Source organism: Neorhizobium sp. DAR64862/K0K3, assembly GCF_050500185.1.
GTDB lineage: Bacteria > Pseudomonadota > Alphaproteobacteria > Rhizobiales > Rhizobiaceae > Neorhizobium > Neorhizobium soli.
In genome coordinates this window covers 936,106-949,421 of the sequence record NZ_CP191450.1, presented here as the reverse complement: position 1 = coordinate 949,421, position 13,316 = coordinate 936,106, and the positions used below count along the sequence as shown (strand labels likewise).

The 13,316-nt window shown below is 60.2% G+C and carries 14 protein-coding genes and 3 pseudogenes; 15 read left to right on the top strand and 2 right to left on the bottom strand.

Annotated elements, in window-relative coordinates; all coding sequences use genetic code 11:
• Positions 1-6 precede the first annotated feature (6 nt).
• Positions 7-1,317: an NAD(P)/FAD-dependent oxidoreductase gene (locus ACQY1L_RS21230; RefSeq protein ID WP_430244269.1), complete on the top strand. Its 1,311-nt coding sequence runs from the start codon at positions 7-9 to the stop codon at positions 1,315-1,317.
• Positions 1,318-1,466: 149 nt separating this feature from the next.
• On the opposite strand, the pseudogene ACQY1L_RS21225 reads toward ACQY1L_RS21230, so the two are convergent.
• Positions 1,467-1,644: pseudogene (locus ACQY1L_RS21225) on the bottom strand (integrase); the annotation flags it as partial.
• 563 nt (positions 1,645-2,207) lie between these two features.
• On the opposite strand from ACQY1L_RS21225, the gene ACQY1L_RS21220 reads away from it, so the two are divergent.
• From ACQY1L_RS21220 to ACQY1L_RS21165, 12 genes and pseudogenes are all read left to right on the top strand, one after another.
• On the top strand, positions 2,208-3,404 hold the full coding sequence (locus ACQY1L_RS21220) for a DUF932 domain-containing protein (RefSeq protein ID WP_430244267.1): 1,197 nt from the start codon (positions 2,208-2,210) through the stop codon (positions 3,402-3,404).
• 260 nt (positions 3,405-3,664) lie between these two features.
• A complete protein-coding gene (locus ACQY1L_RS21215) occupies positions 3,665-3,877 on the top strand; it encodes a helix-turn-helix domain-containing protein (RefSeq protein ID WP_168329337.1) in 213 nt (70 codons plus the stop codon).
• A gap of 129 nt (positions 3,878-4,006) precedes the next feature.
• Positions 4,007-4,270: a DNA -binding domain-containing protein gene (locus tag ACQY1L_RS21210; protein WP_430244265.1), complete on the top strand. Its 264-nt coding sequence runs from the start codon at positions 4,007-4,009 to the stop codon at positions 4,268-4,270.
• 158 nt (positions 4,271-4,428) lie between these two features.
• Positions 4,429-4,713: a transcriptional regulator domain-containing protein gene (locus tag ACQY1L_RS21205; protein WP_430244263.1), complete on the top strand. Its 285-nt coding sequence runs from the start codon at positions 4,429-4,431 to the stop codon at positions 4,711-4,713.
• A complete protein-coding gene (locus ACQY1L_RS21200) occupies positions 4,622-5,209 on the top strand; it encodes a DUF2285 domain-containing protein (RefSeq protein ID WP_430244260.1) in 588 nt (195 codons plus the stop codon). The genes ACQY1L_RS21205 and ACQY1L_RS21200 overlap by 92 nt, the downstream gene beginning before the upstream one ends.
• A 202-nt stretch (positions 5,210-5,411) precedes the next feature.
• Positions 5,412-5,684, top strand: coding sequence for a helix-turn-helix transcriptional regulator (locus ACQY1L_RS21195; RefSeq protein ID WP_430244258.1), 273 nt, complete (start codon positions 5,412-5,414; stop codon positions 5,682-5,684).
• Positions 5,685-5,694: 10 nt separating this feature from the next.
• On the top strand, positions 5,695-6,570 hold the full coding sequence (locus tag ACQY1L_RS21190) for a replication initiator protein A (protein WP_430244256.1): 876 nt from the start codon (positions 5,695-5,697) through the stop codon (positions 6,568-6,570).
• A 261-nt stretch (positions 6,571-6,831) separates the two neighbouring features.
• Complete coding sequence (locus tag ACQY1L_RS21185; RefSeq protein WP_430244254.1) at positions 6,832-7,371, top strand: DUF2840 domain-containing protein; 540 nt, start codon at positions 6,832-6,834, stop codon at positions 7,369-7,371.
• Entirely contained in the window at positions 7,368-7,904 is a 537-nt protein-coding gene (locus tag ACQY1L_RS21180) for a S26 family signal peptidase (RefSeq protein ID WP_430244252.1), read from the top strand. Before ACQY1L_RS21185 ends, ACQY1L_RS21180 begins: the two co-directional genes overlap by 4 nt.
• A 54-nt stretch (positions 7,905-7,958) precedes the next feature.
• A complete protein-coding gene (locus tag ACQY1L_RS21175) occupies positions 7,959-8,285 on the top strand; it encodes a DUF736 domain-containing protein (RefSeq protein WP_430244250.1) in 327 nt (108 codons plus the stop codon).
• 47 nt (positions 8,286-8,332) lie between these two features.
• Positions 8,333-9,298 carry a lytic transglycosylase domain-containing protein gene (locus ACQY1L_RS21170; RefSeq protein WP_430244248.1) on the top strand — a complete coding sequence of 322 codons (966 nt, stop codon included), beginning with the start codon at positions 8,333-8,335 and terminating at the stop codon, positions 9,296-9,298.
• 241 nt (positions 9,299-9,539) lie between these two features.
• Positions 9,540-10,999, top strand: a pseudogene (locus ACQY1L_RS21165) (relaxase/mobilization nuclease domain-containing protein); the annotation flags it as partial.
• 59 nt (positions 11,000-11,058) lie between these two features.
• Here the strand turns inward: ACQY1L_RS21165 and ACQY1L_RS21160 are convergent.
• A pseudogene (locus ACQY1L_RS21160) lies at positions 11,059-12,339 on the bottom strand (IS1182 family transposase); the annotation flags it as partial.
• Between the two features lie 31 nt (positions 12,340-12,370).
• On the opposite strand from ACQY1L_RS21160, the gene ACQY1L_RS21155 reads away from it, so the two are divergent.
• On the top strand, positions 12,371-12,784 hold the full coding sequence (locus ACQY1L_RS21155; protein ID WP_430244246.1) for a hypothetical protein: 414 nt from the start codon (positions 12,371-12,373) through the stop codon (positions 12,782-12,784).
• Between the two features lie 130 nt (positions 12,785-12,914).
• Positions 12,915-13,301 (top strand): DUF4440 domain-containing protein, encoded by a 387-nt coding sequence (locus ACQY1L_RS21150; protein WP_430244244.1) that lies wholly within the window; start codon positions 12,915-12,917, stop codon positions 13,299-13,301.
• Positions 13,302-13,316: the final 15 nt, after the last annotated feature.

The following is a 13,316-nucleotide window of genomic DNA, read 5'->3' as shown; positions in this document are numbered from 1 at the left end:
CCAGAAATGTCCAGAATCATACCCGACGTGGTCACGTCCGCGCAGGCCCTGCCGGAGCAGGTGGATGTCGTGGTCATTGGCGGTGGCATCATCGGTATCTCGACAGCGCTTTCGTTGGTCGAGCGGGGCATCAGCGTGGCAGTCTGCGAAAAGGGGCTGATTGCCGGCGAGCAATCGTCGCGTAATTGGGGCTGGGTGCGTCAAATGGGCCGTGACCCGGCAGAATTGCCGCTGGCAATGGAAAGCCTGCGGCTCTGGCGAGGCATGAACGAAAGGGTGGGCGGAGAGACTGGCCTGCGTCAGTCGGGCATTGCCTATCTTTGCGAAACCGATGCCGAGATGGTGACTTATGAGGAATGGCTGACACACGCCGCAGCGCTTGGTCTCGATTCCCACATGTTGCGCGGCGAGGCCGCTGCCCAACTTGTTCCGGGCATGGGCAGGCCATTCAAGGCAGTGCTTCATACTCCCAGCGACTGTAAGGCAGAACCATTTATCGCCGTCCCTGCCATCGCACGCGGTGCTGCGGCCAAAGGGGCGCATATACTTACCAACTGCGCGGTCCGGTCAATCGAGCGCTCAGCGGGGCGGGTGAGCGGCGTCGTCACCGAACATGGTGAGATCCGCTGCTCGCAAGTCGTGCTGGCCGGCGGAGCATGGTCGCGGCTATTTGCAGGCAATATAGGAATCGATCTGCCAATCCTGAAAATCCTTGGCAGTGTCGCGCGGCTATCGCCCATCGACGGCATGACCGATATGCCGGTTGGTGCTGGTCGTTTCTCTTTCCGCCGTCGTCTCGATGGCGGCTTCACCGTTGCGCAGCGCAATGCCGATATCGCCTCGATCACGCCGGACAGTTTCAAGCTGTTCGCTGACTACACGCCGACGCTGGTCAAGAACTGGCGGGCCCTGCGGCTGAGGCTCGGCGGCGAATTCCTGCGCGAAATGGCGATGGCGAAGCGCTGGAAGAGCGACGAGGTGACGCCGTTCGAAAATATCCGCATTCTCGACCCCGTCCCCTCACAGGGATTGCTCGACGGCGGTGTCGGCCGCCTGCGTGCGGCCTTCCCAGCCTTCCGCGATGCCAGGATCACCCGTACATGGGGCGGCCTTATGGACGTGACGCCGGATGCGGTACCGGTCATTGCCCCGGTCGCCTCTATCCCCGGTTTCCATTTGGCGGTCGGTTTCTCCGGTCACGGATTTGGGATTGGCCCTGGTGCAGGCGCATTGATGGCCGACCTTATCACCGGGGCCACGCCTTGTGTCGACCCGGCACCCTTCCGGCTTGAGCGCTTCAGGCGTCTGGAAGGTTAGTCTAATAGATCGGGGACTGATGCATCGAACGATACCCAGAGATCATAGCAATGCTACAGGCCGTGGTGCCTTGATTGGCAGCTTCTTCCGTCAAATAGGCAGGCCTGTCTCTACAAGAGCGTGCTCGGACGATAGAGGGGAGAGGTCAATTAAAGCCCCGAAGCGTTAGTGAGATTACGCGGAGCGGCCCCGCCGCTGCTGATATCTGTGCGTCATCTCCGCGGAAGCCTGGCCAAAGCCGTTTCTGGAGTAGCGTTCGTCGACCTCGGCAGAGGAGGCAAGGCCGGCGCGAAGGGAATGACCGGAGAACTTGAAGGCGCGCTTGATCAATAGCCATAAGTGTACAAGTTGAGCAAATCAGTAGGACCGAAGCCCGGCGAGCCTGTGTCCTTCGCCGCTACCGCACGAAGCCGGCGGCCTTGAGATCGAGGGCGTCGAGGAAGACCACGATGAAGCGACCGGGTTGTCCGGCCCCCCATAATCGTCAACCGCTTCTGGCAGGAGCAGCGCGGCTTCCCAAACAGATGCGCGCTCGATTATCATATCTGCCAGGGCTGAAATGATCTGACCACCAAATAAAATCGCCTCTGAGTCATAACAACCGCCTCAAAGAACTAACGATTTCCTGATTGCGAACTCGAAAAGGGGGAGCCAAGGGAAACTTTTCCCCTTGCTCCCCGCAAACGACGCCTGCGCATGTCAGGCCCGCCGGTTCGCAGAACGGCCAGGCAATCACTCCTCCAATCATGATTACTCCGTCCCGCTCACGCTGGCAGGCCGGCCATGCTCGCCGGCATTTGCCCCCTCCATCCCCGCGCGCTCACGCGCCCCCGGAAAGCATGTCGAGGGACATGCCTTCGGCATTTACGGGAAAGAAAAGGAGCAAGGACATGAATTTCATCGCCAGCAGCCAGAACGGTCATCAGGTCAACAAGGGTTTCCGCGTGGATGTGACCCGTGGTGAGCATAACGGCAGGGTTTCTTCGGAATGGTTTTCGCGCCCTGATGACGAGCGGTATTTGTCGCTCACCGAACTTTACGACGCGGTGAAGGGGCGGGCAGATCGCGCTACCGCCCGCACCGTAGAAACCCGCGCCGTGCGCATTGAGGCCAGCCGCGACAATGCGGAACGGTTGGAGCTTGTCGTTCCCGGACAGGATGAACCCATTTCGCCGACGCATCGGAGTTTCGGCCAGCTTTGCAGCCTAGTCGGCGCACCGGCGACCTATATGCGCCAGCTTCCTGCGCCTCTGGCGGGCATCAATCTACAACACGGCTTACTTTCGCACCGGGCCGAACTTGTGAAAACTTATGAAGCAGATGAAGGCCGCATTGAGCTCCGGGCGGTAACGGGATCGGACTACGGCAGGATTTTTGACCATGAGCTTATCGCAGCCGTCATGAAGATCGCGGGGAACGGCGTGGGCGATACCATGTGGAAAGTCCCCGGCGTTCTGGATTGGGCGACGATGACGCATAACCCTTTCGTCGACATCACCAAGGACACCACCACACTTTACGCCAGTGACCGCGATGTTTTCGTTTTCCTCGTGGACGACACCCGCCCCATTGAAGCCGGACGCCTACCGAACGGAGAGCCGGACCTGTACTTCCGGGGTTTCTATTGCTGGAATAGTGAAGTTGGCAGCAAGACACTTGGCATCGCGTCATTTTATCTTCGCGCGGTCTGCATGAACCGCAACCTGTGGGGCGTCGAAAATTTCGAGGAAATCACTATCCGGCACAGCAAGTTCGCCGCGCAGCGTTTTGCCCACGAGGCAGCCCCTGCATTGTCGAGCTTCGCCAATTCCTCACCCGCCCCGTTCGTGGCCGGGATCAAGGCGGCGCGGGAGAGGATCGTTGCCCGCACGGACGAGGACCGGGAAAGTTTCCTGCGCAGGCGTGGCTCCTCCAAGGCCGAAACCGGCAAGATCATCGAAACCGTGTTGCAGGAAGAAGGCCGACCGCCTGAAAGCATCTTTGACTTTGTGCAGGGCATGACCGCCCATGCTCGCACGAAGGCGCATCAGGACAGCCGTCTTGAACTGGAGGCAAAGGCGAAGGTCTTACTGGAACGGGCCGGATAAATGAGGCCGGGCGCGGCGGAAGCAATTCCGCCGCGCCCGATCCCTTCGGTCCGCCGCAGGGTGTTCCGATTCCTGAAGCATGCCAGATTCCCGCTGCGCCGTGAAGCCCCGAGCGATGCCCTGACGCCGCGACCGCGCTCGCCAGGCTGCGCCCGGCTCGCAAGATCACGCACAGATTTTTTGATAAGTATCTATCCCGACAGACGAATACCTAGTATATTGGGTGGTTAGTATATTAGGCATGCGGCGACTCTCCCTACATGAGCTTACGGGAGAGAGTCGCCAGAAATCTGCGTCGTTTAAGGCAGGAGCAATCCATGTCGCAGGAGGAGCTGGCCCATCGTGCCCATGTCAATCGCAACTATGTCGGCATGCTGGAGCGCGAGGAATATGCCGCGTCGATCGACATGCTCGACAAACTTGCAGCTGGTTTCGGCGTCGATCCAGTCGAGTTGCTACGCGACGAAATCTGACGCGCCATCAAAGATGATCCGACACCATTCGTTGACGTGGTTCCGGCATGCTGCCAATCCATGATCGCAACAACCTTGTTATCGTGTACGGGTTGCTTTCCACGAGGACCAAAGACTGGGGACATATCGATGAGCAAGCCTCTCCTGGATGACGGTCCACCGCTGACCGAACGGGTAAGCGCTTATGACGAGGCCCATTTTGCCACCTATCTGCGCCTGCTCGACGCGGCAGAGGAGGGTGCGGACTGGCGTGAAGCGACCAGCGTAATTTTCGGCCTGGATGTCGCTGCCGATCCCGAGCGAGCCAAGCGCATTCACGACACGCATCTTGCCCGCGCCCGCTGGATGACCGAGGCCGGTTACCGCCATCTGCTCGAACGGGGCATTCAATAGCGCGAAGATCCTCGGACACGGATGACATCCAGTGATTGGGGTCCGTTTGCTTATCGTGCTCCGATGGGTTGCATATTCCGATTTTCTGCATTGTTCCACAAGCGATGACCTGAAAACTTGACATCTCCTCTCGTGATTTCGATTGGGGAGACCAGAGTATGGAGCCGTTGCCAGATTGGCGTTCGCCGCAGTTCGAAGAACAATTGAGCCGTCTCGATCGGAGTGGCGTTGCGTTCGAGTTTCTTCGCCGCAACAAGGACTTCCAGACGGACTATGTGGACACAGTGGATGGGATTTCATCCGGTAAGGTGAAAAAGCGCGACGCTACAGCGGAATTGTCCCGACTGTGGGGTGTCACCTTTCCCGGCCGATCCATTTCGGTCGGCCCCGAAGTCCCGCCCGATCTGGCGACCGCAGCTCTTTCCCGCTACGATTATCGTTGAACACGCGGCAGACGGCTTCGACACCACATCATTGCTAGATCCGCTCGCCCCGTCGATTGAGGGGGAAATGGCCGATGATGGGTTCCACGCCGTTGTGAGGGACGAGCAGGGCGATCATCGGCTCTGGTTGCCGCAAGGCACTGAGACCATGAATGCAGCCGTTGTTATCCCCGTCGACATACATTTTTCCGAGCGGGTCCAGAGCATTCAACGTTTCCAGCGCTGGCTGACCGGCAAGCCATCCGGACCTTTACCCCGCTGGCAGCGGTTTTCGCGCTACCAGATTTACAGGTTCAGCCTGATGCTGCGGGCTTGGGACGGCATGACTGGCGGTGCCTCACGGCAGGAAATTGCCAGCATTCTGCTCAACCGGGATGTAAAGGCGCTACGCTCTATCGACTGGAAGAACGCACCCGAGCGTCGGCGTGTCATCCGCCTGCTCAAAAGCTCCCGGGAGTTGATTGAGGGCGGCTATTTGCGCCTGCTCCAGCCATAGCTTCGCACGGCCATCTCCCACTCCATCCGATACTCATCCCTCTCATCGTTGCCTTTTACGTTACTCGGCGGCGCTTTTCGCCGTGGCTTGAAGGGGACATGTCCATAGAATCAGGATTTTTGTCACTCCGCCGGACCGCAGTTTTTTCGCCATTGTCGCAGCCGACCCGCCGCTTTGACGGTGTCCGCGATGGAGGCAGACGATGCAGGAAAAAACCGACAACACTTGGCCGCGCTTCGTGCGTACCCCCGAAGCGGCCCGCCTTCTCGATCTTTCGCCCCGCACCCTCGAAAAGCATCGTTGCGACGGAACCGGGCCGATCTATCACAAGCTCGGCGGTCGCGTCGTGTATGCCGTCACTGATCTTCACGCGTGGATTGACGCATCTGCACGCCAGTCGACCTCCGAGGCCGCTTCGAGCGCGCGGATGCCTCACGTGTCGATGGCAGCTCGTGCCATTGTCATGACGCGCTGATCGCCCACCAATGCCCGCGCACAGGACATATCAGGGACAACAGCTCGAGCTGTTTCAGCCGAGCGGCGGCAATATCGCCGCCCGCGATGCACAGGACCTCATGTCCTGGCCGTTCTTTTCGCTGGCCAAATCCCGCCGTGTGACACCGATCGATTTCCGCATGGGCGATGTGTCGATCCGTGTGGAGGCGACCGCCGAACACGGCATGGCGACGATCTGGGACGCGGACATTCTGATCTGGGCTGCATCGCAGATCGTCGAAGCCCGCGACAACGGCTTGCGGACATCACGCCTTATGTCGGCCACCCCTTATGAAATCCTAACCTTCATCCGCCGGGACGATTCCGCCCGCAGCTATGAACGGCTGAAGGCAGCCCTCGACCGACTGCAATCCACCACGATCGCCACCACAATCCGCCAGCCATCCGGACGGCGCAGGCATCGCTTTTCATGGATCGCTGAATGGAAGGAGAGGCTTGATGCGCAAGGACGACCGCTCGGCATCGAACTCATCCTGCCGGACTGGTTCTATGCCGGCGTCATCGACGATGCGCTGATCCTCACCATCGACCGGGATTATTTCGATCTCAGAGGCGGCTTTGAGCGTTGGCTCTACCGGCTCGTGCGCAAGCACGGCGGCCGCCAGACGTGGGGCTGGAGCTTCGATCTCAAGCACCTGCACCTGAAGTCCGGCAGCCTCTCGCCCCTCAAGCACTTTGTCTACGACTTGCGCGGCATCGTCCAGCGCCAGCCGCTGCCTGGCTATCGCCTGGCACTTGTGACCGATCCGGACGACCGCGTCCGCTTGACCTTCCAACCAACCTCAACCGATCCGTCTGGCATCGCAACGTTCCGCGCGCCGCGCCGCCGGACGATCAGACTGTGAGCAAGCTGTGGACAGACCCGTGCTATCGAGGACCGCCAGGCCCGTGCTATCGGGGACTGGATACCCGTGCTATCAGGGACCGAAATCGGACTTAACCATCCGTATTTCTTCGGTTATTCGCTCTCCTAACGTTCCTAACCTAGATTCCTTCGGAATCTTTCTAACGGACCAGCCTGCACCGGCCGCGTGTGGATCGCATCCAGCGTCATACGCCTGCACCCTCATTGCACCCCTCTCGCCTTCCACCTGGGGAGCGGGACGATGAAAACGGGTATGCACATTGACAGCATTCCGCCCAGTCGAACGGTGGTCGAACTGACATGGCGTGAGAAGCGGATCGAACACTGGATCCGCTTCGGCCAGATAGCTGAAGAACAGCGCATCGATCGTCACCGCCGCATCATCGGCTTTGCTCCCGGTAGCGTGTTCGCCTTCGTCCGATGGGCCGCGAACGATTACGGCACGGTTGTTTCCCGTATCGATATCCTGCGCACGGTGGCGCCAGGCGAAGCGTTCCAGACGCTTCCATTCGTGCGTCCAGGTGGCGACATCCTGTTGCGCATCCACGGTTGGCCGAAGGTTGAAACGATCCTGAACACCATCGACGCGATCGAAGCACTTGGCATCGCTCCGGCCGACGTCGCGCCGGAGCACTGGCGGCATGTCCACAATCGCCTTAGCGTCAACGAGCCGTTTCGGACCTACAGCCGTGAGCAGCATCGTGCCTGGCTCAAACGGCGGACCATTCTCGTGGCGACCGGCAAAACCACAGGCAACGATCGCACTGGAGACACCCCATGACGCGCTTCGCATGGGTGACGGTGACATACTTTTCCGCACTCGCCACCGGCGTCGCGGCGTTCGTCGATCCACCGAAGAAGCTGATCTGGAACGCCAGTGCCAGCGCGCCGGTCGGGCTTTATCGAGTCGTTCCGGTCGATCGAATCGACGTCACCGATCTGGCTGTGGTTATGCCGCCCGACGAACTGGCAAACTTCCTTGACGAGCGCCGCTATCTGCCGAAGGGCTTGCCGCTTCTCAAGCGCGTGCTGGCGCTCGGTGGCACCGAAGTTTGCCGCTCCGGCACTGACATCACCGCTTACGGCATGAGTTACGGGCAGGCCCGCGGGCGCGACAGCCAAGGCCGCTCGTTGCCCGTCTGGCAGGGATGCCGGCAGATCGCCGAGAGCGAAGCCTTCTTCATGAACTGGGATGCACCCGACAGTTTCGACAGCCGTTATTTCGGGCCGCTTCCCCTCACAACCGTCGTCGGCCGGGCGATCCCGCTCTGGACGACCGACGATCCGCATCCGGCCGCAGACAGCTCTCGCTAGCCAGTACCCGACGAGCCGTGATGGCTCGCTCCACCACCAACGCAAGGAATTCCCATGACCCAGATTGGTACCTTCACCCGCAACAGTGACGGCTTCTTCGGCCGCATCCGCACGCTCACTCTCAATGCCGAGGTGACCATTTTGCCAGCCGATGAGACCGACGCTGAAAATGCGCCAAACCATCGCATCTTCGGCGATGGCCTTGAGGTTGGCGCGGCATGGGACCGCACCGGGGATAGGGCAGGGGCGTATCTGTCCGTGACCATAGATGATCCGTCCTTCGTCGAGCCGATCCGCGCCCGTATGTTCGAGTCAGACACCGGGAAAGATGTCTGGAATCTTCACTGGACGCGCAAGGCGCGGCGCGACGAACAGGCGTGACCGTCATGCGCTGCCGTCCTTCCCGCGAACCTTCAGGCGTAATCCTCTTGATCGATCGAGCGGCGATCAATCCCCTCGACCCGATCGCCTACGAGCAAGCCGTTGCGCGCAACGGAGGTCAGGGGCGGCGGCCTGTTTTCCGGGAAGTGGACACGTCATCAGGCGTCGACCGTCCGGAAACTGTTGGTCGACGGCGAAGCCTTGCCCTTGACCGAAGCGAGCACGATGGCAGGCTGATGGCGTTTGGGGACGGCAGTGCTCACGCTGCTGTCTCAGCGATCACGGCGATGTTCGTCGCGGTCATCATGATCGTCACGCAGCCATGCATAGCGTTGGCTGATCCTCTGAAAACCAATGCTGTGTCGGATCGCGCTGTCGCGGTCGCCCCGCCGTCCGATCCATGGGCAAAGCACATCACTGAAGCTGCCAGGCGATTTGCCATTTCCGAACGATGGATACGCGCCGTCATGCAGGCTGAAAGCGATCATGATCCGCTTGCCGTCTCGCCGAAAGGCGCGATGGGCCTGATGCAGATCATGCCGGAGACATGGATGGAACTACGCACCCGGTATCACCTTGGCGCCGATCCTTATCAGCCACGTGACAACATTCTCGCTGGCGCTGCCTATCTCGCAGAACTGCATGATCTCTATGGCTCGCCGGGTTTCCTCGCCGCCTACAATGCCGGCCCCGGCCGCTACGAAAAGCACCTTGTCACCGGCGATCCACTGCCGGCCGAGACCGTCAATTACATCGCGAAAGTCATGTCGCTGATCGACGGGGATACAGCACTCGGCAAGCGCACGGTCGTTCAGCCGTCGCGCTCTTCATGGTCGATTGCGCCGCTGTTCGTCGCGCGTTCTCTGACCGGAGATAGTGATGATAACAAGACCGCCAATCCCCCCTCCGGCCGGCCTTTTGACGAACATGCGATTGTCGATCTGTCGGCGCTCGCACCGCCGTCCGATGGCCTGTTTGTGCGTCGCAACGTCGAACAGGAGGCATTGCGATGATTGTCGTAGTCTCTGTTGCTGCATCGGGCTGGATCGTAGGAATTGCAGAGTGGGAAGGGGCATCGGGAGACACGACCGAGGGAAGGCGAGATAAAAGCAGGCGATGTGTGCCTGCGTTCGGTCGTGTGTTTTCAGGGGCTTATGGCGCATTTGCGCGAGGTACGCCTGATCGGCGCAGCCTACGCATTCGCCATTTTTGCAAGGATTTCCTCAGCTTTGAGCGATGTGCGGGGCCTCAGCAATGAGCGGCGAGGACGATTTCGGCATCCGGCCAGGCCGCATCCGCTCCAACCGCGCTCAGCAGGCGCGGCCCTTCATCGCCCAGGCACTGGCGGCCGCTCAGCGCGCCGGCGGCACGGTCTCCCGATCCGGCAAGATCAGCTCGGGCAGCCGCTCGCGTTTCGGGCGCGGCCAGGGTGCGACCGTGCGGGCTAACCGGCTGCTTACCAGCCGATCACGCAACACAGTCATCAAGACGCGAGTCGTCCGTCACAGCGCTCGGGCCGCGCCACTCTCCGCCCACCTCAGCTATCTCCGGCGCGAGGGCGTCACCCGGGATGGGGAGAAGGCGCGGCTGTTTGGTCCCGAGACCGAGAATGCCGATCCCAAGGCCTTTGCAGAGCGGACCCAGGACGACCGGCATCACTTCCGCTTCATCGTCTCGCCCGAGGACGCGGCCGAGATGTCCGACCTCAAGACTTACGCCCGCGAGCTCATGGGGCAGGTGGAGAAGGACCTGGCTACCCGCCTCGACTGGGTCGGCGTCGATCACTGGAACACGGATAACCCGCACGTCCATATCATCCTGCGCGGCCGTACCGACGACGGGCAGGACCTCGTCATCTCCCGCGACTACATTAAGGAAGGCATGCGCGCCCGCGCCCAAGACCTCGTCACCCAGGAACTAGGGCCTCGTACTGATCACGAGATTCGCCGCAACCTCGAACGGCAGATCGAGGCGGAGCGCTGGACCAATCTCGATCGCCAGCTTGCCCGAGACAGCTATCGCACCGGCGTCGTTGATCTCGCCCCGCACCCAGATCGCCAGCCGGACGAATTCCACAAGATGAAAGTCGGCCGGCTGCGGAAGCTGGAGACGCTCGGCCTCGCCGATCAGGTCGGTCCCGGTCAGTGGGTGATGGGGGACAATGCCGAGGCAACTTTGCGCGAGCTGGGCGAACGCGGGGACATCATCAAGCGCATCCATCGCGGCCTGACCGACCGCGGCATCGAGCGCGGCGCGGCCAACTATGTGCTCGCCGGCGAAAGCCTCGACTTCCTGTCGTTGGGCGGCTGGTCGATCGTGGTCTCGATGATGAGCTGAAGGGCACGGCCTACGCGGTGGTCGATGGCACCGACGGGCGCACCCATCACATCAAGCTGCCCGACCTCGATGCAGCTGGCGACAGCGCGCCGGGCTCGATCGTCGAGCTGCGCAAGTTCGACGATACCCAAGGCCGCCGGCGCGTCGCCCTTGCGGTGCGATCCGATCTCAACGTCGAACGACAGATCACCGCGACGGGCGCAACCTGGCTCGACCGGCAGGCAATCGCCCGCGAGCCGGTGGCGCTCGGCGGCGGTGGCTTCGGCGCCGAGGTGCGCCAGGCGATGGATAGGCGCGCCGAACATCTCGTTGGCCAGGGTCTCGCCGAGCGGCAAGCGCGCGGCGTCAGCTTCTCGCCAGGCCTGATCGACACGTTGTTGTAGGCGAGCGCCGTCAAACTGAACTCACCTCGGACATTGTGTAGCCTGCGCATCAGGAAGGCACCCTGGTACATCCATTGTTTGATCGTGCCGAACGGATGCTCAACGCTTTCGCGGCGCTGGTCGAGCACTTCGGGTCTGGCTGCAAGGCGCGCTGCCATCCGGTCAAGAACCGCCTCGTTCTCGACCCGGCCGACCCTTCGGTATCCATGGGTGCAATGCGCCTTCAGAGCGCAAGACCGACAGGCTTCCCGGTTGCAATATTCGACAAGCTTCAGGTCGCGCGTCTTCTTCTCATATCGTGGCGAGAGGTGCTGTCCGGCGGGGCAGACGTAGACATCCTTCTCGGCATCATAGCGGAACTCGTCCTTGGAAAAGAACCCTTCGCGGACAGCCGCGTGACGTAATGGTTTGGGGACATAGGCGGTGATGCCCGCCTTCTCGCAGGCCTCGATATCCTCGACCTTGAAGTAGCCGCGATCGGCGACCACTTCGATCTGCTCGACGCCGAGATTGTCCATCGCCGCCTGCGTCGTCTGTGTCAGCAAGCCCATGTCAACGACCTGGCTGCTGACCTCCTGTTCGGCGATCAGCTTGTGCTTCACATCGACGGCAAGCTGGATGTTGTAACCGACTCCAACCTTGGTCATGCGCGCCATGGCGCGGCTGTCGGGATCGGTCAGCGATATCTGGTCTTCGCCGGTGCGATCCATTTCATCGAGCAGCGCCTTGTGGCGGTCACGCTTTCCCTTGATCGCGGCGATCTTCTCGGCAAGGTTTTTGGCTCTCGGTCCGCCGCCGGCGGTATTCTCTTCCTGTGCATCGCCGTCATCGAGCCGCTTCATGTACTCCGTCAGTCGTTCGTCGGCTTCGCGGATGAACTTTGTCAGCGCCGCCCGTGTGAAGTTCCGATCCTTGTTGTTGACCGCCTTGATGCGCGTGCCATCAACCGCCAACAGCTCCCGGCCGAACAGATCAAGCTGGCGGCACAGGATGACGAACTCCCGGAACACCTGCCGAAAAGCGGCATGGTTGACCCGGCGAAAGTTGGCGATGGTCTTGTGATCCGGCTTCAACTGCCGCAGCAGCCAGATCACTTCGATATTACGGTGCGTCTCAGCTTCCAGCCGACGGCTCGAGCGGACCCGGTTCAAATACCCATAGAGGTAGAGCTTTAGAAGATCGGCCGGATCGTAACCCGGACGACCCATTGCCTTTGGCTCCACGCGAATAAATCCGGAGGCCTGCAAATCCAATCCATCGATGAAGGCTTCGATGAACCGAACCGGGTTGTCCGGGCCAACGTAATCGTCCACCACTTCAGGGAGAAGCAGCATTTGCGACCGGTCTGTTCCTGATAAATGTGCCATGGCGAATTTTATCACAGGCGATCAGGAGAAGGAATCTTCAAGTGCTTACAGGTTGTTTTTCAATTTGCTCCATAGTCAAATGGCAACAATGCTTCTCAAGGGACGAGGACAATGCATGCTCGGAGAGTTTAGGAGAACGGTAGCCACCGAGCGAGCATTACAAATGCTGCTGCTCATCTTTCTGCTTGGCCTGATGCCGCAGGCTGCGCGACTAATAGCAAATTTCCAGCATCTCGGTTTTGCCATCGCGGTCTTTGTCCTAAACCTCGTCGTCTGTGGTTTCGGCTTCAAAACGGGGCGTTTTCCCGTTTTTTGGATTGCCTATGCTGTAGCCTGCGCACTCTCATTTGCACTGCTTGGCATGACAAGTCCAATCGCAACCCTGCTGATGCTTGCCACTTCGGCAATCTGAAATCAAAGGCAGACCGGTTTGCATTGGTAACTGCACCATGGGGACTTTTGACACGGTCTGCCCTATTCTGCGACGTCGCAAAAGTCGGGAAAACAAGTCTCGCCTTAATTGGGAATTATGCGAGGCCAAGATGTCGGAAAAAATTGATATTGAGGGGTTCCGGAAACTCGAACAGGAATTGCACAGGCCGGATATTCGCTGTTCAAAGGAGGCCGTCTCCGCGCGGCTGGCAGACGATTTTCTGGAGTTTGGCAGCTCCGGCGGGGTCTACGACAAAGTCGTTGTCATCAATGCCTTGGCGAATGAAGTGCCCGCAGATAGTACCGCTGTACCGGAAGTTCACGACTTCACCGCCAAAATGATCGCACCTGATGCGGTATTGGTTTTATACCGCAGTGTAAGGCGGCCAGATGACGGGGGACCAGCAAAAACAACTTTCCGGAGTTCAATCTGGAAGCGAGTCGATGGGCAATGGAGGATGTTTTTCCATCAGGGAACCATTGTTCCGAACCGTTAAATCGGTAATTTTGCG

Excerpts from the sequence above, each read along its gene's own strand:
- ACQY1L_RS21155 (WP_430244246.1), top strand. The coding sequence starts at position 12,371 with ATGGCGAATTTTATCACAGGCGATCAGGAGAAGGAATCTTCAAGTGCT.
- ACQY1L_RS21195 (WP_430244258.1), top strand. The coding sequence starts at position 5,412 with ATGCAGGAAAAAACCGACAACACTTGGCCGCGCTTCGTGCGTACCCCC.
- ACQY1L_RS21215 (WP_168329337.1), top strand. The coding sequence starts at position 3,665 with ATGAGCTTACGGGAGAGAGTCGCCAGAAATCTGCGTCGTTTAAGGCAG.
- ACQY1L_RS21230 (WP_430244269.1), top strand. The coding sequence starts at position 7 with ATGTCCAGAATCATACCCGACGTGGTCACGTCCGCGCAGGCCCTGCCG.
- ACQY1L_RS21185 (WP_430244254.1), top strand. The coding sequence starts at position 6,832 with ATGAAAACGGGTATGCACATTGACAGCATTCCGCCCAGTCGAACGGTG.
- ACQY1L_RS21205 (WP_430244263.1), top strand. The coding sequence starts at position 4,429 with ATGGAGCCGTTGCCAGATTGGCGTTCGCCGCAGTTCGAAGAACAATTG.
- ACQY1L_RS21180 (WP_430244252.1), top strand. The coding sequence starts at position 7,368 with ATGACGCGCTTCGCATGGGTGACGGTGACATACTTTTCCGCACTCGCC.
- ACQY1L_RS21150 (WP_430244244.1), top strand. The coding sequence starts at position 12,915 with ATGTCGGAAAAAATTGATATTGAGGGGTTCCGGAAACTCGAACAGGAA.
- ACQY1L_RS21190 (WP_430244256.1), top strand. The coding sequence starts at position 5,695 with ATGCCCGCGCACAGGACATATCAGGGACAACAGCTCGAGCTGTTTCAG.
- ACQY1L_RS21220 (WP_430244267.1), top strand. The coding sequence starts at position 2,208 with ATGAATTTCATCGCCAGCAGCCAGAACGGTCATCAGGTCAACAAGGGT.
- ACQY1L_RS21175 (WP_430244250.1), top strand. The coding sequence starts at position 7,959 with ATGACCCAGATTGGTACCTTCACCCGCAACAGTGACGGCTTCTTCGGC.
- ACQY1L_RS21210 (WP_430244265.1), top strand. The coding sequence starts at position 4,007 with ATGAGCAAGCCTCTCCTGGATGACGGTCCACCGCTGACCGAACGGGTA.